General features: G+C 59.1%; 21 protein-coding genes. 16 read left to right on the top strand and 5 right to left on the bottom strand.

The genetic code is table 11. The features are described from left to right. The first annotated feature begins 3 nt into the window (after positions 1-3). The 5 genes from trmD to N5D91_RS21095 all read left to right on the top strand — a co-directional run bounded on the left by trmD (position 4) and on the right by N5D91_RS21095 (position 2,741). Positions 4-762, top strand: coding sequence for a tRNA (guanosine(37)-N1)-methyltransferase TrmD (trmD, locus tag N5D91_RS21115; RefSeq protein ID WP_110711631.1), 759 nt, complete (start codon positions 4-6; stop codon positions 760-762). A gap of 154 nt (positions 763-916) precedes the next feature. Then, positions 917-1,318, top strand: a complete 402-nt coding sequence (gene rplS / locus N5D91_RS21110) for a 50S ribosomal protein L19 (RefSeq protein WP_005408597.1) — start codon at positions 917-919, stop codon at positions 1,316-1,318. Positions 1,319-1,400: 82 nt separating this feature from the next. Then, complete coding sequence (locus tag N5D91_RS21105; protein ID WP_110711632.1) at positions 1,401-1,781, top strand: DUF6404 family protein; 381 nt, start codon at positions 1,401-1,403, stop codon at positions 1,779-1,781. Positions 1,782-1,860: 79 nt separating this feature from the next. After that, on the top strand, positions 1,861-2,295 hold the full coding sequence (locus N5D91_RS21100; protein ID WP_110711633.1) for a DUF1801 domain-containing protein: 435 nt from the start codon (positions 1,861-1,863) through the stop codon (positions 2,293-2,295). A gap of 38 nt (positions 2,296-2,333) precedes the next feature. Then, positions 2,334-2,741, top strand: a complete 408-nt coding sequence (locus N5D91_RS21095) for a DUF1801 domain-containing protein (protein ID WP_110711634.1) — start codon at positions 2,334-2,336, stop codon at positions 2,739-2,741. Between the two features lie 113 nt (positions 2,742-2,854). Here the strand turns inward: N5D91_RS21095 and N5D91_RS21090 are convergent, their stop codons facing one another. Further along, positions 2,855-4,315 carry an MATE family efflux transporter gene (locus N5D91_RS21090; RefSeq protein ID WP_164160679.1) on the bottom strand — a complete coding sequence of 487 codons (1,461 nt, stop codon included), beginning with the start codon at positions 4,313-4,315 and terminating at the stop codon, positions 2,855-2,857. Between the two features lie 62 nt (positions 4,316-4,377). On the opposite strand from N5D91_RS21090, the gene N5D91_RS21085 reads away from it, so the two are divergent. Further along, complete coding sequence (locus tag N5D91_RS21085) at positions 4,378-4,617, top strand: hypothetical protein (protein WP_110711636.1); 240 nt, start codon at positions 4,378-4,380, stop codon at positions 4,615-4,617. A 9-nt stretch (positions 4,618-4,626) separates the two neighbouring features. Then, entirely contained in the window at positions 4,627-5,034 is a 408-nt protein-coding gene (locus tag N5D91_RS21080) for an RNA-binding S4 domain-containing protein (RefSeq protein WP_110711637.1), read from the top strand. A 38-nt stretch (positions 5,035-5,072) separates the two neighbouring features. Here N5D91_RS21080 and N5D91_RS21075 read toward each other — a convergent pair whose 3' ends face one another. The 3 genes from N5D91_RS21075 to mutS form a co-directional block, all read right to left on the bottom strand. Beyond that, positions 5,073-5,675: a DUF937 domain-containing protein gene (locus N5D91_RS21075; RefSeq protein WP_049446404.1), complete on the bottom strand. Its 603-nt coding sequence runs from the start codon at positions 5,673-5,675 to the stop codon at positions 5,073-5,075. Positions 5,676-5,783: 108 nt separating this feature from the next. Next, complete coding sequence (locus tag N5D91_RS21070; RefSeq protein WP_204303157.1) at positions 5,784-7,295, bottom strand: catalase; 1,512 nt, start codon at positions 7,293-7,295, stop codon at positions 5,784-5,786. A gap of 327 nt (positions 7,296-7,622) precedes the next feature. Further along, positions 7,623-10,238 carry a DNA mismatch repair protein MutS gene (mutS, locus tag N5D91_RS21065; RefSeq protein ID WP_180855493.1) on the bottom strand — a complete coding sequence of 872 codons (2,616 nt, stop codon included), beginning with the start codon at positions 10,236-10,238 and terminating at the stop codon, positions 7,623-7,625. A gap of 177 nt (positions 10,239-10,415) precedes the next feature. Here mutS and N5D91_RS21060 point away from each other — a divergent pair, with 177 nt between their 5' ends. From N5D91_RS21060 to N5D91_RS21050, 3 genes are all read left to right on the top strand, one after another. After that, positions 10,416-12,146 (top strand): tyrosine-type recombinase/integrase, encoded by a 1,731-nt coding sequence (locus N5D91_RS21060; RefSeq protein ID WP_180855492.1) that lies wholly within the window; start codon positions 10,416-10,418, stop codon positions 12,144-12,146. Then, entirely contained in the window at positions 12,139-12,906 is a 768-nt protein-coding gene (locus N5D91_RS21055; protein WP_180855491.1) for a hypothetical protein, read from the top strand. The genes N5D91_RS21060 and N5D91_RS21055 overlap by 8 nt, the downstream gene beginning before the upstream one ends. 688 nt (positions 12,907-13,594) lie before the next feature. Continuing rightward, positions 13,595-15,478 carry a DUF5906 domain-containing protein gene (locus tag N5D91_RS21050; protein WP_180855490.1) on the top strand — a complete coding sequence of 628 codons (1,884 nt, stop codon included), beginning with the start codon at positions 13,595-13,597 and terminating at the stop codon, positions 15,476-15,478. Here the strand turns inward: N5D91_RS21050 and N5D91_RS21045 are convergent. After that, on the bottom strand, positions 15,475-16,008 hold the full coding sequence (locus tag N5D91_RS21045; RefSeq protein ID WP_180855489.1) for a type 4 pilus major pilin: 534 nt from the start codon (positions 16,006-16,008) through the stop codon (positions 15,475-15,477). The two genes, N5D91_RS21050 and N5D91_RS21045, sit on opposite strands and share 4 nt — an antisense overlap. A gap of 476 nt (positions 16,009-16,484) precedes the next feature. On the opposite strand from N5D91_RS21045, the gene N5D91_RS21040 reads away from it, so the two are divergent. The 6 genes from N5D91_RS21040 to N5D91_RS21015 all read left to right on the top strand — a co-directional run bounded on the left by N5D91_RS21040 (position 16,485) and on the right by N5D91_RS21015 (position 20,677). Further along, positions 16,485-16,790, top strand: coding sequence for a hypothetical protein (locus N5D91_RS21040; protein ID WP_180855488.1), 306 nt, complete (start codon positions 16,485-16,487; stop codon positions 16,788-16,790). Next, a complete protein-coding gene (locus N5D91_RS21035) occupies positions 16,780-17,790 on the top strand; it encodes a zincin-like metallopeptidase domain-containing protein (protein ID WP_180855487.1) in 1,011 nt (336 codons plus the stop codon). Before N5D91_RS21040 ends, N5D91_RS21035 begins: the two co-directional genes overlap by 11 nt. A gap of 72 nt (positions 17,791-17,862) precedes the next feature. Beyond that, the gene (locus N5D91_RS21030) at positions 17,863-18,219 is read left to right on the top strand and encodes a hypothetical protein (protein WP_180855486.1); all 357 of its coding nucleotides are present in this window, start codon (positions 17,863-17,865) and stop codon (positions 18,217-18,219) included. A gap of 116 nt (positions 18,220-18,335) precedes the next feature. After that, positions 18,336-18,761, top strand: a complete 426-nt coding sequence (locus N5D91_RS21025) for an H-NS family nucleoid-associated regulatory protein (RefSeq protein WP_100468001.1) — start codon at positions 18,336-18,338, stop codon at positions 18,759-18,761. Between the two features lie 202 nt (positions 18,762-18,963). After that, positions 18,964-20,046, top strand: a complete 1,083-nt coding sequence (locus tag N5D91_RS21020; protein WP_180855485.1) for a tetratricopeptide repeat protein — start codon at positions 18,964-18,966, stop codon at positions 20,044-20,046. Positions 20,047-20,068: 22 nt separating this feature from the next. Further along, positions 20,069-20,677: a hypothetical protein gene (locus tag N5D91_RS21015; RefSeq protein WP_180855484.1), complete on the top strand. Its 609-nt coding sequence runs from the start codon at positions 20,069-20,071 to the stop codon at positions 20,675-20,677. Positions 20,678-20,906 lie beyond the last annotated feature (229 nt).

Genomic DNA, 20,906 nt, shown 5'->3' with positions numbered 1-20,906 from the left:
AGCATGCGTTTCGACGTCATCACCCTGTTCCCCGAGTTCCTCGCCCAGTCCGCTGGACTGGGCGTGGTCGGGCGCGCGCAGGAGAAGGGACTGTTCAGCCTGCATGGCTGGAACCCCCGTGATTACGCCGAAGGCAACTACCGCCGGGTGGACGACCGTCCGTTCGGCGGTGGCCCCGGCATGGTGATGCTGATCGAGCCGCTGCAGGCTTGCCTGCAGGCGATCCGTGATGCTGATCCGACCCCGGCGCGGGTGATCTACCTCAGTCCGCAGGGGGCGCCGTTGACCCAGGCCAAGGTGCGGGAACTGGCGGCGCTGCCGCGCATGGTCCTGCTCTGCGGCCGCTACGAAGGCATCGACGAGCGTTTCCTGGAGGCCAATGTCGACGAGGAGATTTCCCTCGGCGACTACGTGCTGTCCGGTGGCGAGCTGGGTGCGGCGGTGATCATCGACGCCGTGGCCCGCCTGCAGGACGGTGCCCTGAATGACGCTGAATCGGCGGCGCAGGACAGCTTCGAAGGCGACCTCGGCCTGCTCGACTGCCCGCACTACAGCCAGCCGGCCCAGCACCCGCTGGGTGACGTGCCGGACGTGCTGCGCTCGGGCAACCACGCGGCCATCGCGGCCTGGCGCCGCCAGCAGTCGCTGGTCCGTACCGCCCAGCGGCGCCCGGACCTGCTGGATGAACAGGCGCTGGGCAAGGCCGACCGCAAGCTGCTGGAGCAGGGCCGTCAGGCCCAGAAATACAAGGCCAGCCCCTAGCGCAGGGCTGGCTTTATCGGCTATCATGGCCAATTCCCGCCGGCCCCGGTCGGCGCGCGCAGTACCCAAAACAAACGTGCAGCACAGTCCGGTGACTGCATGAGCCTACGTTGTCGATACGACACGCCCACCCGAACAAGAATCGGTGTAACCCATGAGCAAGCTGAACAAGTCCATCGTCGCGGAATTCGAATCCGCCCAGATCACCCGTGAACTGCCGAAGTTCAGCCAGGGCGACACCGTTGTCGTCAACGTGAAGGTGAAGGAAGGCAGCCGCGAGCGCGTGCAGGCCTACGAAGGCGTTGTCATCGCCACCAAGAACGCCGGCCTGAACTCCTCGTTCACCGTCCGCAAGATCTCGCACGGCTACGGCGTCGAGCGCGTTTTCCAGACCCACAGCGCCATCATCGACTCGGTCGAAGTGAAGCGTCGTGGTAAGGTCCGCGCCGGCAAGCTGTACTACCTGCGTGGCCTGGAAGGCAAGGCTGCCCGCATCAAGGAAGACCTGGCTGCCGCTGCTGCCGCCAAGGCTGCCCGTCTGGCCGAAAAGGCCTGATAAACAACTTCGGTTGTTGCCGCGACGGCCACCTTCGGGTGGCCGTTTGCGTTTCCGGTATCGCATCGGCCACGATCAGGTGATGAACGACATCAACCCGCGCTATCCCGCCGTGATCCAGTCGGCGCTGCGCTTCCTCGACGGCAAGGGGCTGGCGCGCGTGCAGTCGGCACCGCTGCTGCATCGCCTGCTGTGGCGCTTGGGCATCGCGCTGCCACCGCCGATCCTGGCCAGCTTCGGCATCAATGCGCTGGTGCAGGGGCTGTTGTTCGGGCTGTTCTGGACCGGCCTGATGTGGCTGATGCTGTGGCAGGGCAGCGAGCGTCCGCTGGCGCTGTTGCTGGTGGCCGGTCTGTTGGCCGGTGCCCTGTTCGGCATGGTGATGGCGGCGCTGATGCGCTCGCTGCGCCGCCACCGCAAGCTGCCGGACTGGCAGCAGTTCCGGGCGCGGCAGGCGGACTGAGCCGATGGCGCACTGCGCCGTGACCGCCCGCTACGGGCCGCGCTAGGCTGCAGCTTCATCCTGATGGACGTGTCGTGCGATGCCTGCCAAGCGAACCGCACCTTCCGCCGCGCCCACGCTGCTGTCCGGCGGCAACCCGCAGATTGCCAAGGGCGAGGGCGATGCCCCGGTGCAGGCCTATATCGCGGCGATGCCGGACTGGAAGCGGCCGATTGGAGTGCAGCTGGATGCGCTGATCGCGCAGGCGGTGCCTGGCGTGCACAAGGCCGTGAAGTGGAATTCGCCGATGTATGCGGTGGCGCCGGGCGCAGGCTGGTTTCTCAGCTTCCATTGCTTCACCCGCTACATCAAGGTGGCGTTCTTCCGCGGCGCGGCGCTGACGCCAGTGCCACCCGAGCCGTCCAGGAGCGCCGATACGCGCTATCTGCACATTGCACAGGATGGAGTGCTGGATGAAGCACAGTTCCTCGACTGGGTGCGCCAGGCCGCCGCGTTGCCCGGCGAGCGCATGTAACCCTGACGTTCTGATTCCCTTCCCGACGAGAGCCGCTGATGGCCACGCATGCACCGAACCCTGCCGATGCCGGAACCCCGGCCGCTGAACTGATCGATGCACGCGTCGCCGAGCTGGGGGATTGGCGTGGCGAAGCGCTGGCACACGTGCGCGCGCTGATCCATGAGGCGCTGCCGGACGTGCAGGAAACCTGGAAGTGGCGCGGTACACCGGTGTGGGAGCACAACGGCATCCTGTGCACCGGCGAGACCTACAAGCAGGCGGTGAAGCTGACCTTTGCCAACGGTGCCGCGCTGGCGGACCCGAAGGGCCTGTTCAACGCCAGCCTCGAGGGCAACACGCGGCGTGCGATCGACATCCATGAAGGCGCGATGCTGGATGCCGCTGCGTTCAAGGCGCTGATGCGCGCGGCGGCGACGTTCAACGCGGCGAAGAAGAAGCGGTAGAGCCGGCCGCTGGCCGGCTGCGCGATGCTTCCGGAGGGGCTTGAGGTTGCCGGCCGGCGGCCGGCACTACCGTGCATTGAACGATCCATGAGGTTGCCGGCCAGCGGCCGGCACTACCGCAGCGGCGCCGCATCCGGGTCGGCCACCGGCGACGGCGGGCAGGCCGGAATCTCCGACGGCGTGGCCAGTTCTTCGGCGTGCGAGGGCTTGCCCATCATCTTCGCCTTGCGCCAGCCGCCCCAGCGGTAATACGCCAGCGACAGCAGCATCGACACCAGCGAGCTGACCGGGAAGCTCCACCAGATCGCGTCGGCGCCCCAGTACGGCTGCAGCAGTTCGGCGAACGGCACGCGCACGCCCCACAGTGAGCCGGCCAGGATCAGCAATGGCGGAATCACCGCGCCGGTGGAGCGCACCACGCCGGAGATCACGAAGCTGACGCCGAAGAACAGGAACGAGCCGATCACCACGTGGTTGAGGTGGCGGGCGATGTCCAGCGCCTGGCTGGCCGGTGGCAGGAACAGCGCCAGCAGCTGGCGGTCGAACACCACCAGCGGCAGGATCAGCGCACCGGTCAGCAGGAAGTTGAACAGCACGCCCTGGCGCGCGGTGCCGCGCACGCGATCCCAGCGCTGCGCACCGACGTTCTGCGCGGCCATCGACGAGCAGGCCGCACCGATCGCCATCGCCGGCATCTGCAGGTAGTTCCACAGCTGCAGCGAGGCGCCATAGCCCGCGCCGGTAGCGGTGCCGTACTGGTTGACCATGGTCATCAGCAGGATCACCGACAGCGAGATCAGCACCATCTGCAGGCCCATCGGCACGCCCTTGAGCACCAGCGCCCTGAGGATGGTCAGGTCGAGCCTGAACAGGCGCATGTCGGCGCGGCCCAGCCACAGGGTGTGGCGCTTGTGCCGCATGTACAGCAGCAGGCCGGCCAGCGACAGCGTCTGCGCGACCAGCGTGGCCCAGGCCGAGCCGGCGATACCCAGCGCGGGGAACGGCCCCATGCCGAAGATCAGTACCGGGTTCAGCACGATGTCCAGTGCCACCGACACCATCAGGAAGCGGAACGGCGTGCGCGAGTCACCGGCACCGCGCAGTGCGGCGGTGAGGAAGGCGAACGCGTACAGCGTCGGCATCGCCAGGAAGATGATCTGCAGGTAGGCCTCGGCCAATGGCAGCGAGGCGGCCGGCGTGCCCATCGCCGCCAGCAGCGGATGGGCCATGAACCAGCCAGCGATGGCGATGATCACCGACAGGCCGATGAAGAAGGTGGCGCTGGTGCCGACCACGCGCCGCGCCTGCGCGATGTCACGCGCGCCGATCGCCTGGCCGATCAGGATGGTCGAGGCCATGCCGAAGCCGAACACCGAGCCGATCAGGAAGAACATGATGTTGTTGGCGTTCGCGGTGGCGGTCAGTGCCGCCTCGCCGAGGAAGCGCCCGACCCAGACCGCATTCACCGAACCGTTCAGCGACTGCGCGATGTTGCCCGCCAGGATCGGCAGGGAAAACAGCAGGAGATTGCGGCCGATCGGGCCGGAGGTCAGGTCAAGCGGCGCTTTGGCCATGGAGTGGTGATCGAATCCCGGGAGGCGCACACTAGCACCAAGCCGGTTTGCGGGATGTGGCAATGCATCAACGACTGCAGGTGAAGCGAAGCCTGGCACTGGCCTTGATCGGCACCGCGCTGGCCGCATGTTCGACAGGTGACCGGCTGGGCGATACCCAGGTGCGGCCGACCGACCGCCCCGAGTGCCTGGTCGGCAGCCAGCGCCAGGATCTGTCTGCTGGCGTACCCACCTTGATCGGGGGCAGCGGTTGCCGCACCGACCCCGATCATCCGCGTCCCCTGAACAAGCCACCGGAGTAGCACGCACCAATGCCCGAGCTTTCCCCGCTGTCGCCCAGTGTCCGCCTGGACATCTGGCTGTGGGCGGCCCGTTTCTTCAAGACCCGCAGCCTGGCCAAGCAGGCCATCGAAACCGGCAAGGTCAGCGTCGCCGGGCAGCGCCCGAAATCCTCACGCGCAGTGCGCGTCGGCGAGCAGCTGCAGGTCGACCGCGGCGAGGAACATTTCGAGATCCAGGTGCTGGGGCTGAGCGATCAGCGTGGGCCTGCGCCGGCGGCGCAGCAGCTGTATGCAGAGAGCGAGGCCTCGAAGGCACGCCGTGCCGAACAGCGTGCACTGCGCATCGCTGCACGCGATGGTTTCCAGCCGCCGGAACACAAGCCGGACAAGCGCGCCCGGCGCTTGATCCGTGCGCTGGGCGATATCGACGCGTTGTAGGTAACGGGGCGCCGGACCAGTTCCGGCGCCCGCTTGCCTCAGCGCTTGCCGCCCAGCAGGTTGCCGCCGAGCTTGAGCAGGTCGCTCATGCCGAACTGGCCGTCGCCGTCCTGGTCCAGCACGCTGCCGAGCAGGCCGCCGGCGATGCCGCCCTGCTGCTGCACCTGCTGCTTTTCCTGGCCGAGTGCCTGGCTGAGCGAGCCGGCATCGGCCTGGCCGCCACCGAGGCGCTGGGCGAGGAAGGCCATCACGATCGGTGCGAGGATCTGCAGCAGCTGGCTGGTGCGGCCACTGTCGAGCTGGGTGGCCTGGGCCAGGCCGGTTTCCACCTTCTGCTGGCTGCCGCCGAAGATGTGGCCGAGGATGCCGGCGCCGTCGCTGGCGGCACCACCGCCACCGCCGCCCAGCACCGAGCCGAGCACGCTGCCCAGGTCCAGGCCGCTGTGGTTGTTCTGCAAGGCGCCGAGCAGGGCCTGCGCGCCCTGCGGCTGCGAGGCGTTGTTGCCCAGCGCGCCCATCAGCACCGGCAGCGCGGCACTGATCGCACCGGAGGCCTGGGTATCGCTGATGCCGAGCTGCTGCGACACCTGCTGCAGCGGGGCGCCCTGCAGTTTGGCGAGAAGTTCGTCGGTCAGGCTCATCTGCGGAATCCTTGATTGGGGTTGGGCGTGCAGAAGGTACGACGCGGACCGTTAAAACGGCGACGCCGCCTCACGGGGAGGCGGCGTGCCGTACACGTGGCAGGGCGATCAGAGCTCGATGTCTTCGGCGCCCGGGGTGGCGGTGGGGAAGTCCGCTTCCGGCTGCGCCGGCTTGAACGGATCCGACGGCTGGCTGGCCAGCGCCTTCAGCGCCGCGGCAATGCCGGCACCGTAGGCCGGGTCGGCCTTGCTGCAGTTGTCGATGTGGCGCTGCTTGATGAAGTCCGGCGCATCGCCCAGGGCACGGGCGGTGTTGGCGAACAGGCGGTCCTTCTGTGCCTGGTTGTAGCTGCGGAACAGCGCACCGGGCTGGCTGAAATAGTCGGCGTCGTCCTCGCGGAAATTCCAGAAGTCGGCGTCGCCACGGATCTTCATCGGCGGCTCGCGGTACTGCGGCTGCTCCTGCCACTGGCCGTAGCTGTTCGGCTCGTAGTGCGGCAGGCCGCCGTAGTTGCCGTCCACGCGCATCGCCCCGTCGCGGTGGTTGCTGTGCACCGGGCAGCGCGCTGCGTTCACCGGAATCTGGTGGTGGTTCACGCCCAGGCGGTAGCGCTGCGCATCGGAGTAGGCGAACAGGCGAGCCTGCAGCATCTTGTCCGGCGACGGGCCGATGCCCGGCACCAGGTTGCTCGGCGCGAACGCCGACTGCTCCACGTCCTGGTACCAGTTGACCGGGTTGCGGTTCAGTTCGAACTGGCCCACTTCGATCAGCGGGTAGTCGCTCTTCGGCCACACCTTGGTCAGGTCGAACGGATGCACGCGGTAGGTTTCCGCCTCCAGCTCCGGCATGACCTGGATGAACAGCTTCCACTTCGGGAAGTCGCCCTTCTCGATCGCGGCGAACAGGTCGCGGCCGTGGCTTTCGCGGTCATGGCCGACCAGGATCTGTGCCTGTGCGTCGGTCAGCGACTCGATGCCCTGCTGGCTGACGAAGTGGAACTTCACCCAGAAGCGCTCGCTGTCGGCGTTGGTGAAGCTGTAGGTGTGCGAGCCGAAACCGTGCATGTGGCGGAAGCTGCGCGGAATGCCGCGGTCGCTCATCACCACGGTCACCTGCAGCAGGGCTTCGGGCAGCAGGGTCCAGAAGTCCCAGTTGTTGCGCGCGCTGCGCAGGTTGGTATGCGGGTCGCGCTTGACCGCCTTGTTGAGGTCGGCGAACTTGCGTGGGTCGCGCAGGAAGAACACCGGCGTGTTGTTGCCGACCAGGTCCCAGTTGCCCTCTTCGGTGTAGAACTTCAGCGCGAAGCCGCGGATGTCGCGCTCGGCGTCGGCGGCGCCACGCTCGCCGGCCACCGTGGTGAAGCGGGCGAACATCTCGGTCTGCTTGCCGACTTTCTCGAACAGCTTGGCGCGGGTGTACTTGCTGATGTCGTGGGTGACGGTGAAGGTGCCGAACGCGCCCGAGCCCTTGGCATGCATGCGGCGCTCGGGAATGATCTCGCGGTTGAGGTTGGCCAGCTTTTCCAGCAGCCAGACGTCTTCCATCAGCAGCGGGCCACGCGGGCCGGCGGTCTTGCTGTTCTGGTTGTCCACCACCGGTGCGCCGAAGGCCGTCGTCATCGGCGTGACCGGATCATCGCCGTGCTTCTGCTTGGGCGTGGTGCTCAGCTCGCGCTGCTGCTCGGCGCCCTGCTCCGGCGACGGGGCGGTGTGATACGGGCACTTGGCGTTGTTGTTGTCGGACTGGCTCATCGGCTGGCTCCTGGTGGCGGTGAAGACGTGGGAGAAACATCTTCACTCGACTGTAGCTAGGGCCAGATGAAATGAATAATCGAATGATCCATTCAGGTTGATAGATTCTGTCAATTGAAACGCAGAATCGGATTTGCATAGCCTTTCAACAGGCCTCCCGCAAGGTAGGCGAGAGGCCTTGGGCGTGCGCTGCGGTTACAGCAGTGCCTTCAACCGGTACAAGGCTTCCAGCGCCTGCTTCGGCGTCAGTTCGTCCGGGTCGATCGCCGCCAGCGCGTCCTGTGCCTTGCTCGACGGTGCCGCGAACAGGCCGAACTGCTGCGGTGCATCCAACGCCTGCGGCGCCAGCTCGGCGGCATGGCTCTCACCACCGCGTTGTTCCAGCTCGGCCAGACGACGGCGTGCCTGCGCTACGGTGGCGCGCGGCAGGCCGGCCAGTGCGGCCACCTGCAGGCCGAAGCTGCGGTTGGCGGGGCCGTCCTTCACCGCGTGCATGAACACCAGCGCTTCACCGTGCTCGACGGCATCCAGGTGCACGTTGGCGATGCCGCTGCGGCCGCCCTCGTGCTGCTCGTCGGCCAGCGCGGTCAGCTCGAAGTAGTGGGTGGCGAACAGCGTGTAGCAGCGGTTCTGGTAGGCCAGGTGTCGGGCCACTGCATCGGCCAGCGCCAGGCCATCGTAGGTGGACGTGCCGCGGCCGATCTCATCCATCAGCACCAGCGAATGGGCGGTGGCGTGATGCAGGATGTAGCTGGTCTCGGCCATCTCGACCATGAAGGTCGACTGCCCGCGGGCGAGGTCGTCACCGGCGCCGATGCGGGTCAGGATGCGGTCGATCGGGCCGATCAGCGCGCGGCTGGCGGGCACGAAGCTGCCGATATGGGCCAGTAGCACGATCAGCGCGTTCTGCCGCATGTAGGTCGATTTACCGCCCATGTTCGGGCCGGTGATGACCAGCATGCGACGGTCCGGATGCAGGTCCAGATCATTGGGTTCGAACGGCTGCTCGCGTACCGCCTCGACCACCGGATGGCGGCCACGCTCGATCTTCAGGCAGGGCTCGGCCTGCAGCTCCGGGCGCGCCCAGTCCAGCGCCTGCGCGCGTTCGGCGAACGCCGCCAGCACATCCAGTTCGCTCAGTGCAGCGGCACACTGCTTCAGCGGTTCCAGCTGCCCGCCGAGGGTGTCCAGCAGCTGCTCGTACAGGTACTTCTCGCGCGACAGCGAGCGGTCACGCGCGGACAGCACCTTGTCCTCGAACGCCTTCAGTTCTTCGGTGATGTAGCGCTCGGCATTGGTCAGCGTCTGGCGGCGGGTGTAGTGCACGGGGGCACGATCGGACTGGCCCTTGCTGATCTCGATGTAGTAGCCGTGCACGCGGTTGTAGCCCACCTTCAGGGTGGGAATACCGCTGCTCTCGCGCTCGCGCTGCTCCAGGTCGACCAGGAACTGGTCGGCGTGGGTGGACAGGCGGCGCAGCTCGTCCAGCTCTTCATCGAAGCCATCGGCCAGCACGCCGCCATCGCTCAGCTTCAGCGGCGGCATCTCGGCGATGGCGCTGGCCAGCAGCTGCGCGCACTCGTCGTGTTCGCCCAGCGCGGCATGCAGCGTCTGCAGGCGCGGCGAATCCAGTGGTGCCAGCACCTCGCGCACGGCCGGCAGCAGGCCCAGGCCGTCGCGCAGGGTGGAGAAATCACGCGGCCGCGCCGAGCGCAGCGCGACGCGGGTGAGGATGCGTTCCAGGTCGCCGAGGCGGCGGAACTGCTCGCGGATGTCGGCGTCGCTGCCGCGATCGATCAGGGTTTCCACCGCATGGTGGCGCTGTACCAGTACCTCGCGCAGGCGCAGCGGGCGGTGCAGCCAGCGTCGCAGCAGGCGTCCGCCCATCGGCGTCACCGTGCTGTCGAGCACGCCCAGCAGCGTATTGCGGGTGTCGCCATCAACACGCGTATCCAGTTCCAGGTGGCGGCGGGTGGCGGCATTCATCGCGATCGCTTCGCCAGCGGTTTCCATCGCGATCGAGGTCAGGTGCGGCAGGCGCTGCTTCTGGGTTTCCTCGACATAACCAAGCAGGGCACCGGCCGCAGCGGTGGCGCGCGGCTTGTCGTCGATGCCGAAGCCGCTCAGGTCGTGCAGCTTGAAGAAATTCAGCAGCTGGCGGCGGCCGCTGTCGGCGTCGAACAGCCACGGCGCGCGGCGACGTACGCCGGTGCGCTGGCGCAGGAACTCCGGCCAGTTCTCTTCATCGGGGACCAGCAGCTCGGCCGGTTCCAGCCGTGCCAGTTCGGCTTCCAGGGCGTCGTCGGTTTCCACCTCGTTGACCAGGAAGCGGCCGCCGGCCAGATCGGCCCAGGCCAGGCCGTAGCCTTGCTTGCTGCGCGACAGGGCCATCAGCAGGGTGTCGCGGCGTTCATCCAGCAGCGCCTCGTCGGTGACCGTGCCGGGGGTGACGATGCGCACCACCTTGCGCTCGACCAGGCCCTTGGCCAGCGCCGGGTCACCGATCTGCTCGCAGATCGCCACCGATTCGCCCAGCGCCACCAGCCGTGCCAGGTAGCCTTCATACGCATGTACCGGTACACCGGCCATCGGGATCGGTGCGCCCCCGGAGCTGCCGCGCTGGGTCAGGGTGATGTCGAGCAGGCGCGCGGCCTTGCGGGCGTCGTCATAGAACAGCTCGTAGAAGTCACCCATGCGGAAGAACAGCAGCAGGTCCGGATAATCGGACTTGGCCGCGAAGAACTGCTTCATCAAAGGTGTGTGGTCTTCGGATGCCTTTGACTTCTTGGGTTTTGCAACAATATCAGTCATTTATAGCGGTTCTGCAGATGCGGGAGTGCGAGCGAGTGGAAGGCTGTGGAAGGCTTTGACAGCGCAAAAGGTAGCCAGAGGGTAGCCAAAACACTGCAGGGCACAAAAAGGTGGCAGAATTTGGCTACCGGGGCCGTGCGGGGCTCCAGCGGTAGCCAGATCCAGGAGGAACACTAGATGGCGCTTCGCTTGAAGTTCAATGAAGAGCAACTGCGACAGCTTCGCAGCACTGTGCGCCCAGCGCTAGACAAGAGCGGTAGTCCCGTAGCCTCCACCAGAGGCGGCTACGCCGTTCTTGAACCCAATCCTGACGGGAAGGCCTGGAGGTTCCTCGACGCAACCAAGGAGGCTCCCACGGGCTTTGGTGTCTATGTGGGCAAGACAAAGGCCAGCTACGAGGTTCAGCGCAAAATTAACGGCAAGGTGATGCGCTTCACAGTGGGTGACACGCGGGATCTGTCACTTGAAGAAGCCCGTAGGCTGGCCCGCCACAAGTTCCAGGAGTCAAAGGAAACGGGTGCTCACCCCAAGGTCAATGAGCGCGCAGAGACCTCAATTGAGGAAATGAGGCAGCTGACAGTCAATGGAGCAATTACGCTCTATCGCGACATGCTTATCAGGCGCACGCCGCCTGCGGCTGAGGGCACCATCAAGATGCTCAATAATACAATTGCGCGCCTAGATCGTGATGAGGTCAATTTTGGAACCAAGCAAATAAGGCACATCACAGAAGAGGATGTTTTAAAAGCTTTTAACGCCACCTGGCTCTCCGCTGCCTTGCACTCAAACCGGCTTACACCTGAAATCAAGGCCTTTATGGAGAGCGTGGGGCGGGTGAATTTGACAAAGGAAGAGCTAGATAAGCTGGGGGTCACTAGCGAAGCCATGAGGGTTCGAATTAAGGCGGCAGGCGTAAGCGCCGCAGAACAAACCTTTGCAGCAGCATCGCGCGCTGTTCGCTACGTGATCGACAAAGAAAAGCGGCAGGCTAAAAAGGCCGGGCGCAATCCGATCATTTTTGGAAATGATTTCCAGGTCCTGTGGGAAGAGGGGCGAATGCGGGATGCCAGGGCGCTTCACAGCTACTACGTTAAAGCTCGCGTTCGCAATCCGTTGGGCGAGGCGGATGGAACACTCGGCGCAGCTATTGACTACCTCTGGAGCAGGCGCTTGGCTCAGCGAGGCCAGAACGAGAGCGGAGTCTATTACCTGCTCTCAACGCTTTTCTTGGGCGCTCGCAGAAATGAAACAGCAGAATTGGCGTGGTTTGACCGCGTGCCAGAGAGCGAGCGTGAAACAACCTCTTGGGTATGGCTGGACGCCATGGATCCAAAGGCCAGGAAAGAGGGCCGCACGTCGATCAACCCGATGACAGGGAAGGAAGGCGCGCAAGTATTCTTCGCTCAGACCAAAAATAGGCGCGATCACAACATGCCACTTGGCCCGTTTTCCACCGCCCTCATGCGTCACCGCTTTGAGAGGCGCTTGGAGGCGGATGATCCCCGCGCCCGCTGGGTATACCCCGCCCGTAGCGCGCGGGCTGCCGAAGGGCATTACAAAGACAGCAAGGCCATTATGAAAGGCCTGGGCGAAAAGCTGTCTGTTGAATTTGGACCAACGCCTCATGATTTGCGCAGAACGCTGGGACGCTACGCAGGTAAGCTCCAAATCCCTGATCGCATCGTAAGCAGGCTCTTTAATCACCTTGCCCCTAAAGACCCAACGGACCCTGATGCAGGATCCGCCTCAACAATTCGATATCAGGAACCGGAGTGGTATGAGCTGCAGGAAGCGCTGTCTCGCGTTGAGCAGCTGATGGCCTCCAGCGCACCCACGTTCTACAATCAGCTGAAGCCAGTTGACTGGCCTTTGCTGCCTGAAAGGGAAAAGGGTGGAGTGGATGAATAATGTATTCCCACTGTCGCGTGATCCCTTATCCGTGTCGCCACCGCCTGACAAGGCGCAGTGGCAACAGGAAATAGAGGAGGCGAAAAGCGGCGTTAGAGCAAAGGTCAGCACGAAAGCTGCCGCTTTTTACTTGGGTGTTCATTACACGACCCTAAGGGCTTGGGTGAGGGCAGGGGAAGGGCCTGAGCCAGTTAAAAATCCCTCACGCCCTGGCACAACGGCTGTAAATCAGCACATGGGTTTTACCCTGCAGTCCCTTGATCGCTTCCTAAAATCTCGGGAGGGCTCAGTGGTCACAAGAGGGAAAAGGAGCGAGGTTGAATCCGTCTTGCGTGATGTTGATCGCATTCAAGCGACGATTGAATTAAAAATTGCTGAGGATGCTCTCGCCAAGGCCAGGGAAAAAGCAAGAAGGCTCGGTGTCCTCTCTTTCAATGGTCTTGAAGGAATTGCAGATATCCACCCTTGGCTGATTATCGAGGGGCGGATAGCAGGTCATCTTTGGGTTCTACCTGAAGAACAATTGGTGGAAATTGATCTTGATGACGTGATTGAAGTTTCATTAATTTCCGCCTTGGCTCTCCCCTGGAAGAGCGATGCACATAGACAACCATACGCTGAAGTTGCTCAATTTGAGTTGAACTCCCTCATCGCCTCGATTGAGAGGGGAGGGGCGGTTCAAAGAGCCGCTGATGAAGAGCGGTTTTTGGATGTTAATACGCCCAAATCCATTAGTATTAAAGGGCCCAGCAGGCTTTAACCATTTTCAAAGTAGGATTAAAAAGCCCCCTAAATGGGGGCTTTTTTGTTGTTTTTCTCTGCTGGTCTTCTAGCGGGCAAAACGAAGACCAGCAGGAAGACCAGCAGGAAGACCAGCAGCCCGAAAGCCTTGTCCCACAAAGGATTTCGGGGTTGCTGCTGGCTCTGCTGGCCTGCTGGCCTTTGATTCCACTTTTTCTATATGCATGCATGTAGAGCAAATATGCGCAGTGAGAAATATGCATTTCTAAGACCAGCAGGCCAGCAGAGGATGATATTTGGTTCAAAACCCTTATATACCAATGGTTTCAGCTGCTGGTCTTTGTTGCTGGTCTTCTGCTGGTCTTCTGTTTTTGGCCTTAGAAGGCCAGCAGGCATCTTTCAGAATAAAAGAGCCTATTGACGAAATTGGGATTTATGTTTTATTGAGTGTATTCCAACTGTAATACGGGAGATTTTGTGGAAAATAATAAAGAGAATTCCGCTGGCGGAGCGAAAGTTCCAGTTCGCAAGGATGTTCATATCAATCTACGGCTAGAACGTGCGTTGGCGCTGAGACTCCAGGCCGAGGCCCAGCGGTCAACTATATCTACAAGCGACAAAATCAGGCGCATTTTAGATGCTGCGCTGCCCAATTAATCAATAAAAAAATCCCCCGCCTGGCAGGGCGAGGGATTTAAGGAGAAAACATGCGTATAGATAATATTCCACCAGTTGGGAGTTCTGTCAACACCTCAGGACACTTTGAACCAACCAGGCGCTATTCACGTGTGCGCGGTGCGCCAGCGCGTGCGACCGTTGCCATGGAGAACGACGCAAACGACCCAAACGACGCAAATACGGTCTCCTTGGAAGAGGCGAGAATAAAGCAAAGGGAAAAGGTCGAAAAGGAGTGGGTTAGTGCTCACGAATTAGATTCGCGAGGAAAGGTCAAGCCTCCATCCCTTGAATATATTTTTGGATCCCAAATCTCATCTGGCAAAATTGGGAAATGGGCTTGCCAGTCCACTGAAGCGTCAGGAGCAATAATTCACAAATGGGACGGAACTTTTTGGAAGGCTGTCAGCACAGATGTGGGAGTCGGCGTAGCTTCTCAATGGCTGAAGACCAACGCAAAACACGCTGTGAGTCAGAAGAGGGCCGCCTCGTGCTGGGATCATGCAACTGTGGACCTGAGAAGCCTCAACCCCCTGCCTGCCCCGAGCGACAAGCGCGCTATTGTTCCTTGTGCTGACTACTACATAGAAGTTCTGCCTACAGGATTTCAGGCGTTGAAGCCAGATCCAGCGCTGGGGATGACACATGCAGTGCGCATCAATTGTGGTGCTTCAGGACACCGCCCTTACAACACCACTTCACTGCCTAAAACTTCACTGTTTGCGCAGTTCCTGGAGCGTGCGTTGCCTGATCCTGAAGTTCGCGCATTAGTCCAGGAACAATGCGGAATGACCCTGTTGCCAGGAAACTATTCGAAAGCAGCGTGGTGGTATGGCGCTGCCGGTTCAGGAAAATCCACATTAGCAGAGCTCGTTGAAGCGATGCACAGGCAGTCTGTTCGCTTGAGCCTAGAGGCCTTGGGTGATCGCTTCAGCCTTGAACCACTCGTGGGCGCAAGCCTGATCCTCGTTGATGAGGTTGAGTGCGAGCGCTGGGCAGAAGGGCGCTTCAAAACGCTTGTTTCAGGCAATGGAATAGGCATTGATCGTAAAAATGAAAAGGCCCTCGCTAGCTATCACTCTAAAGCGAAGTGGCTGATCACTAGCAACAGTGCGCCCTTTGTTCGCGATAAATCTGACGGTGTGTGGCGTCGTCTTACTGTCGTGCAGTGGAACGTTGTCATCCCTGAGAGCGAGCGCATCCCTGACTTCCAAAAAACCATTTTAGAGACTGAAGGAAAGCTGGTTTTGGACTGGATGCTTGAAGGTGCAAGGCGTGTTGTAGCTCGCGGCCGTCCACTGTCTGACCAGGAGCTTCCTGAAGCGGCCAGAGCCGCTAAAAAGCGAGCTCGCAACGGCTCTGACAGTGTCCGTGCCTGGGCAGATGAAATGCGTGTCGTGCCTGAGCCTGGGCATTGGGTGCAGCTAACAGAAATCTACGCAGGCTATGAAGCCTGGTGCGGTCTTCAGGGGTATCAAGCCGCTGAAATTCTCACACCAAGGCAATTCTGGCGCGGTATGTCAGAAGCTGGGCTGGTCAACCCGGCTCAAAAATCAAATCGCAGGGTAGGAGGTAAGCAAGCAGACTTCTATGAAGTGATGATCTGCGGGCGAGCCACTGAGCAGATCAGGGAGTGGGCAACAACAGAGCAAGTTTCTTCTAGTGACAAAGCAGAAGTTGAGCGCAGTGTTGTCTTCGCTTCATATCAGGCTTGGAGCCAGAAAAGGGTAGAACTATCGCTTATGAAGCCATCAGAAGTATTGAACAAAGCGGCGTTTTGGGAAGCGATGGTGCACTCTGGAATGATCTGCTATCAGCCTTCGGGTGCTGGCGATGAAGCAAAATGCGCGCTAGAAATCTTGGGCTCAAAGCAGTATGAAAAGCTCACAGATGCAGAGGCCGGGCAATGGACTTAAAGAGAGCGTTTGCCCGGCTCATTGAGATGATGTTCAAAAGTAATACTTACAGTTGCCTTTGAACAGGCCTGAGCCAGAGCCGATGCATTGATGTTTCCAAAGCTGCCTACTTCAACGCTATCAACTCTGATCGAACGTTTGTCCTTCGGGCCACCTTTGACAAGTAGCGGGCACGCAGGAGATGGAACGTTTGTATAAGTGATGCTGTAGCCCGCAAGGCGCTTCGCGCCTACATCGATAGGAACCAGGTTCACTGGCCCCCATCTGCTCTGTAAGTGGCCTGCTGAGTCCACCATTTTTGCTGGCACAAGCTTTTCGTCAATCAGCTTGCCAGGCAGCCCTTCATAGTGACCTTGTGGCATTCCCAAGGCTCGCTCTGCAGTGGCGGTCAGAGTCGCTAAGTCGCTTAGCTCCTCATTGACCCTCTTTTTGTCAGTTTGACCTGCTAGAGCCAGAATGCTTGCGGTTACCGCCAATATCACAACTGTTACGAGCAAAAACTCAATCAGTGAATTACCTGATTGTTTCATTGCATGCTCAGCTGTCTGTAGCGGCTAATGGTTGAAGCTACAACGCATATCGCCAGCACTGCGAACCACGTCACTATGTGAGCGTCCAACAGCGAATCGCTAAATGCCAGTGGTCTCAACATCCACGCTGTAATTCCCGCAATGGCACTAGCGACGGACGCGGCGGCCGCGAACACTAGCAAGTGCCTATCGTTGAGTGACTTTATGAAAAACCACACAAGAGAGAAGTGGAGTAGCCCGAAAGCTATTCCATAAACTAGTGCTTCATAAATATTTGATATGTCCATATATAAGGAGTAACCCCAAAATGGGGATTCGTCAAATATAGAGATGAGCCCCTCCTAAGAGGGGCTTTGCATTTTTATTTGGAAGTTTCGGGCACCACCGAAACGGCCTTCGAAGAAGTCTAAAAAAACGAAGTAATTACATAATACATTCAAGCTGAGGAGTTTTGAAAATATTACAGTATCAATATGATGGCTCTGATTAATTTGTCAACACCCTGTTGCCAACTTTCGAAAATATCGCATAGTTATTGCCAGGCATTAATCGATGAGGGTTCAATGGGCTTTATTAATGAGGCATATGATGAAGATGCAATAAGTGTCGCTGAGGCGCTTGCTGCTAGCGAATGCTATTTGCTGCGTCCCGCAGCATCGGGATACACGGCGTCCGTTTATGCGGGTAATGACAAGGGAATACGCCTTGCATCCCTCCATGACATTCAAGAGCTAATAAATAGCGGCATTTTAATCAAAGTGGAAGGTCAGTATGGCTGCTAAAAAGAAGCCTGCAGCGAGGGGCAGCACGGCCACGAAATATGATGACTATGCGCAGCTATACGCTGACCGCGTGATTACAGCTCTTCAAGAAGGAACAGCGCCTTGGATCAGGCCATGGAAGCCTGGCGTATCGCCACCGCATGGCGAGGGTATGCCTTACAACGCAATCACAGGAAGGGGATACTCAGGCGCAAATGCCATGATGTTGCTGATGATGCAGGGAGCTAACGGATACACAGACGACCGCTGGCTCACATTCAAGCAAGCTGCAGATCTGGGTTGCCATGTCCGCAAAGGCGAAAAATCCACGACGTGCGTCAAGTGGGTTGAGGCCGCAGAAAAAGAGGAGGAGGCCGATCCTGCTCAGAAAAAGCGAATGATCCCCATCCTTTTCTCTGTCTTCAATGGAAATCAAGTTGAGGGAATGCCCGCAGCGCCCATCCGGCAGCTCCCTAAAGAAGCCGAGCGCCATGCTCAGTGCGACGAGCTCCTAAGGGATTCCGGCGCAATAATTCGTCACGATGGTGGCAATAGAGCTTTCTATTCGCCGCATCGCGATAGCATTCATTTGCCACTGAGAGAGGCTTTCAAGTCAACTGACAACTTCTATGCCACCGCACTGCATGAGCTGGGCCACTGGACAGGGCATAAATCCCGACTTGACCGCGATTTAACAGGGGCGTTTGGAAGCGAAAGCTATGCAAAGGAAGAGCTACGAGCGGAGATGGCGTCAATGATGGTCGGCGAGCGTCTTGGTATAGGTCACGATCCAGGCCAGCATGTGGCTTACATAGCGTCCTGGATCAAGATCCTCAAAGAACACCCCCGCGAAATATTATTAGCAGCAAAAGACGCTGAGGCTATTGCTACCCACTTAGGTGTTGCAAAGTATGAGCACGAGCCTACAAAGCCGCTTGAAAAGTCCGCCGAAATTGACAATCCAGCAGCCTTGGTCGTCAAGCAAAGATCCAAGAGTAGAGGTATTGAACTGGTCATCTGACGGGTTGACAAGTTGCCAATCTAAATTAGCCTAAAGGTATACGTTTAAATACGGTTATCCAGGGAGGTAATTATGAGTCTTCAACTTTCATTTGATTTCGAGGGTGATGGTGTTACATGCCTTCCCGCGATCAGTCCAGGTGCGGTTTTGCGTGCTTGTCATAAGACAATCACAGAGTGGCGCAAGTTCGACTATTTGATGCGTCGTTCTACCGCTCCACGAACTCTGTTGGAATACCTCATGGAGGAGGCGGGGCAAGATGAAGAACATTGCGCCGCCGCCCTGGAAGCCGCTGACGAAGCTGGCCTTATCTTTTACATGCCCGGATCAACGATCATCAAAATTCAGCCAGCGGGCCTCTACCTTCTATCGCTTGAACTTGTAGGCGAGGAACAGAGGCGTTCTCTTGACGCCCTTCGCCTTAATTGATCGTTAAATTGCATATTTCTTTTAAAAAATAGCTCTTGGCCTATTGATTTCCCTGTTGCGACCTTTTACGATTCGGGTGTGGTTAAATCGTAATTAATTTCTCAAGGGGTAATTCAATGTCGGCACAGAAGACGGAAGCTCAGGGTAAGAAGCTGGATAACCTGGCTGCTCAGAAGAAGAAGTTGCTGGAAGAACTCCAGAAAATTGAAGCTCAGGAAAAGCAGGAGCTTCAGGCGGAAGCTGAAAGCGCACACGCAAACATCGTGAGCCTGCTGTCTGACTTCGCTGATTACTTCGATGCTCGCCAGAAGAACGAAATCGCCCGTTTTGTTGGCGGTGCCTCGCGTCCTGGCCGTAAGGCCGGTTCGTCCAATTCGAATGCAGGCACCCGTGGCCCGGTGGCTGCCAAGTTCAAGCTGCCGAACGGCGACACCTGGAGTGGCCGTGGCCGCACCCCCACGACCTTTGCGGAGTGGGAAAAGTCGGATGAGGCAAAGAAGTGGCGTGACGCCAACCCCGGCCAGAAGTGGCCTGCTGCCTAATCTAGCCAGTTTGTTTCACTTAGAGCCCGCCACTGGCGGGCTTTTTTTTGGATCAAAGCTGGGTGTAAGAATTTTCTGACACCATCTTCTTCACATTCCCACTACAATTGTCTCAATCGTAGGGTCGGGGGAATGTCATGGGATCTTCAAGTATTTTCGCACTGTGGTGCAATGCATCACCAACTGTTTGGGTGACAGAAAAATGATCGTCGTCATCCTAATACTATTAGTGCTTGGCTTTTTCTTTCCGCCGCTCTGGCTGGGTCTTGTAGGCTATCTCATATACTTGTATGCCTCTCGGCACACACGGAAGGAAGAAGCCGTGGAGGGACGCATTCGCGGAATGATAGTCACAAAGCGGGAGATGGTTACATTCCCTGAGCTCTACTACGAAGCTGCTCGGTCCTATGCGGTATCTAAGGGCTGCACGGTCTCAGATCATGAGTCGGCATCCGCTTCAATTATGCTCAACGGGAAGGCCTACTTTGCCGTTTTTCTGCGAGAGCGGGACGGGGGCACCACGATAACTCTTCAGGACCATGCAGAAGTATCGCGTGCGCTTCACGAGGACGTGGATGCCGTTATTGCTCGCGGCCGAGAACAGCCGGATCCTGACTTCGCGTCGATGAACACCAGCACCCTGGCTAGGCAGAAGAGTAATTCAGCATTCCAGGTGCTTTTGGAAAGGGCTGCTGATGGGGAGGCCGAAGCTCAGAACGAAGTCGGTTTCTGCTACGGCAAAGGAGTGCGTGTTGCCCTCGATTACAAGTCAGCCCACGAATGGTATGGGAAGTCTGCAGAGCAAGGCTTCGCCAACGCGCAGTTCAATCTCGGAGTTCTCCACTATCAAGGCCTGGGCTGTAAGCGAGATATTGGGCAGGCACAAAAATGGTTTGAACTAGCCGCTGCTCAAGGCCATTCTAACGCTAAGCAAAACTTGGCAAAGATCGAGCTTGAAATACCTCTCATTCTGGAGCTCTACGCTCTTAATCAGCAGCTTGGGAAGCAGAAAGCTCCCGGCTTGGTTGACTATTCGCTAGCTCACCTCTACCTCAAAGAACTAAAGAAAATCGCGGTGGATGAGGAGGTGCGAAAAGGTCTCGTGATCGCCGCCACCAGTGGTCAAATATCTCTTGGCAGGGCAGCTGAAATTCAAGAGGGATTGATATGGACTTGGAACTTGTCGTCGGCAACGCCGCTGACATACCAGCAGATTGTATCCGCGATCTCGGGTAATGACTGGTCCATCTTTGATGATATGCCGCAAAGCGGCTCGGGATCCTAAAAAGGGGGGTGTGGTGAAAGTAATGAAGATGGCTGCAATAATTTCTGCGCTGATATCACCAGTTGTTGTCCACGGTGCGGATTTTATGGGCATTGAAATTGGAGCTAAGTTTGATCTTCCAGAGTGTCAGGCGGATCGAGCCAGGTATTCATCGGGCTATGCTTTTGACATGGACCAGCCTGTAAGACCTTGTTGGCAACACAGCATCCTCAAGGGTAAGCCAGGTGATTACTTGGACACAGAAGGGAGTTTCAAGGTCGATTTCGTGGCAGATGGCAGCAAACGCCCTGCAGGGGTGAGGGCTAATTCAACATCTTTGGTCGTCGTCAATGGTGTGATTGAGGGTGTTGATGCGGGGACGGCTGGGTTGGAATACCAGGACGCATTGCTGCGTGCTCTGCAAGATAAATTTGGCAAGCCTAGTTCTCTAAAGGAAGATGTTATGGAGAATAGGATGGGGGCTTCCTTTAGCTCGCATGAGGCTGTATGGAAGCTGCCTGCCTTTGAGGTCAATTTTTCAGGAATGGTGAATAGGCTTGATTTTGGCTATATATCTGTATTTACGCCGCGAGCGTTGCAATTTACCAAGGACGAGCTTGAGCGCAAGAAGAAGGCCGCTCCGTCCTTCTGATTGTAAATTTTAATTGTGTTGTGCTTTTATATTGGGGGATATGAACTGTCGTGAAAAGGGCTATTATCGTTTCAGTCGTTTTCTTGTTGATCACTGCGTGCGGCTCCTCAAAAAAATGGGGAGGAGACGAGCATGGGATGACTCCTGAAGAAGTCTTGGATACACCCTTTGTCAAATCTTGCCTTCATTATGAAGAAAGCGCACGGAAGCAGGGTTATTCAAACATCAG

Source organism: Stenotrophomonas sp. GD03794, from assembly GCF_029842145.1.
In the GTDB taxonomy this organism is placed as follows: domain Bacteria; phylum Pseudomonadota; class Gammaproteobacteria; order Xanthomonadales; family Xanthomonadaceae; genus Stenotrophomonas; species Stenotrophomonas riyadhensis.
Note: the sequence above shows the minus strand (reverse complement) of the source record. Positions and strands in the feature narration are given on the sequence as shown.

Bases quoted from the DNA above. Each gene is read 5' to 3' on its own strand.
- N5D91_RS21095 (WP_110711634.1), top strand. From the start codon at position 2,334: ATGGCCACGCATGCACCGAACCCTGCCGATGCCGGAACCCCGGCCGCT.
- N5D91_RS21045 (WP_180855489.1), bottom strand. From the start codon at position 16,008: ATGAAACAATCAGGTAATTCACTGATTGAGTTTTTGCTCGTAACAGTT.
- rplS (WP_005408597.1), top strand. From the start codon at position 917: ATGAGCAAGCTGAACAAGTCCATCGTCGCGGAATTCGAATCCGCCCAG.
- N5D91_RS21105 (WP_110711632.1), top strand. From the start codon at position 1,401: ATGAACGACATCAACCCGCGCTATCCCGCCGTGATCCAGTCGGCGCTG.
- mutS (WP_180855493.1), bottom strand. From the start codon at position 10,238: ATGACTGATATTGTTGCAAAACCCAAGAAGTCAAAGGCATCCGAAGAC.
- N5D91_RS21035 (WP_180855487.1), top strand. From the start codon at position 16,780: ATGGCTGCTAAAAAGAAGCCTGCAGCGAGGGGCAGCACGGCCACGAAA.
- N5D91_RS21025 (WP_100468001.1), top strand. From the start codon at position 18,336: ATGTCGGCACAGAAGACGGAAGCTCAGGGTAAGAAGCTGGATAACCTG.
- N5D91_RS21100 (WP_110711633.1), top strand. From the start codon at position 1,861: ATGCCTGCCAAGCGAACCGCACCTTCCGCCGCGCCCACGCTGCTGTCC.
- N5D91_RS21020 (WP_180855485.1), top strand. From the start codon at position 18,964: ATGATCGTCGTCATCCTAATACTATTAGTGCTTGGCTTTTTCTTTCCG.
- N5D91_RS21070 (WP_204303157.1), bottom strand. From the start codon at position 7,295: ATGACGACGGCCTTCGGCGCACCGGTGGTGGACAACCAGAACAGCAAG.
- N5D91_RS21015 (WP_180855484.1), top strand. From the start codon at position 20,069: ATGAAGATGGCTGCAATAATTTCTGCGCTGATATCACCAGTTGTTGTC.
- N5D91_RS21060 (WP_180855492.1), top strand. From the start codon at position 10,416: ATGGCGCTTCGCTTGAAGTTCAATGAAGAGCAACTGCGACAGCTTCGC.
- N5D91_RS21085 (WP_110711636.1), top strand. From the start codon at position 4,378: ATGCATCAACGACTGCAGGTGAAGCGAAGCCTGGCACTGGCCTTGATC.
- trmD (WP_110711631.1), top strand. From the start codon at position 4: ATGCGTTTCGACGTCATCACCCTGTTCCCCGAGTTCCTCGCCCAGTCC.
- N5D91_RS21080 (WP_110711637.1), top strand. From the start codon at position 4,627: ATGCCCGAGCTTTCCCCGCTGTCGCCCAGTGTCCGCCTGGACATCTGG.
- N5D91_RS21030 (WP_180855486.1), top strand. From the start codon at position 17,863: ATGAGTCTTCAACTTTCATTTGATTTCGAGGGTGATGGTGTTACATGC.
- N5D91_RS21050 (WP_180855490.1), top strand. From the start codon at position 13,595: ATGCGTATAGATAATATTCCACCAGTTGGGAGTTCTGTCAACACCTCA.
- N5D91_RS21040 (WP_180855488.1), top strand. From the start codon at position 16,485: ATGGCTCTGATTAATTTGTCAACACCCTGTTGCCAACTTTCGAAAATA.
- N5D91_RS21055 (WP_180855491.1), top strand. From the start codon at position 12,139: ATGAATAATGTATTCCCACTGTCGCGTGATCCCTTATCCGTGTCGCCA.
- N5D91_RS21090 (WP_164160679.1), bottom strand. From the start codon at position 4,315: ATGGCCAAAGCGCCGCTTGACCTGACCTCCGGCCCGATCGGCCGCAAT.
- N5D91_RS21075 (WP_049446404.1), bottom strand. From the start codon at position 5,675: ATGAGCCTGACCGACGAACTTCTCGCCAAACTGCAGGGCGCCCCGCTG.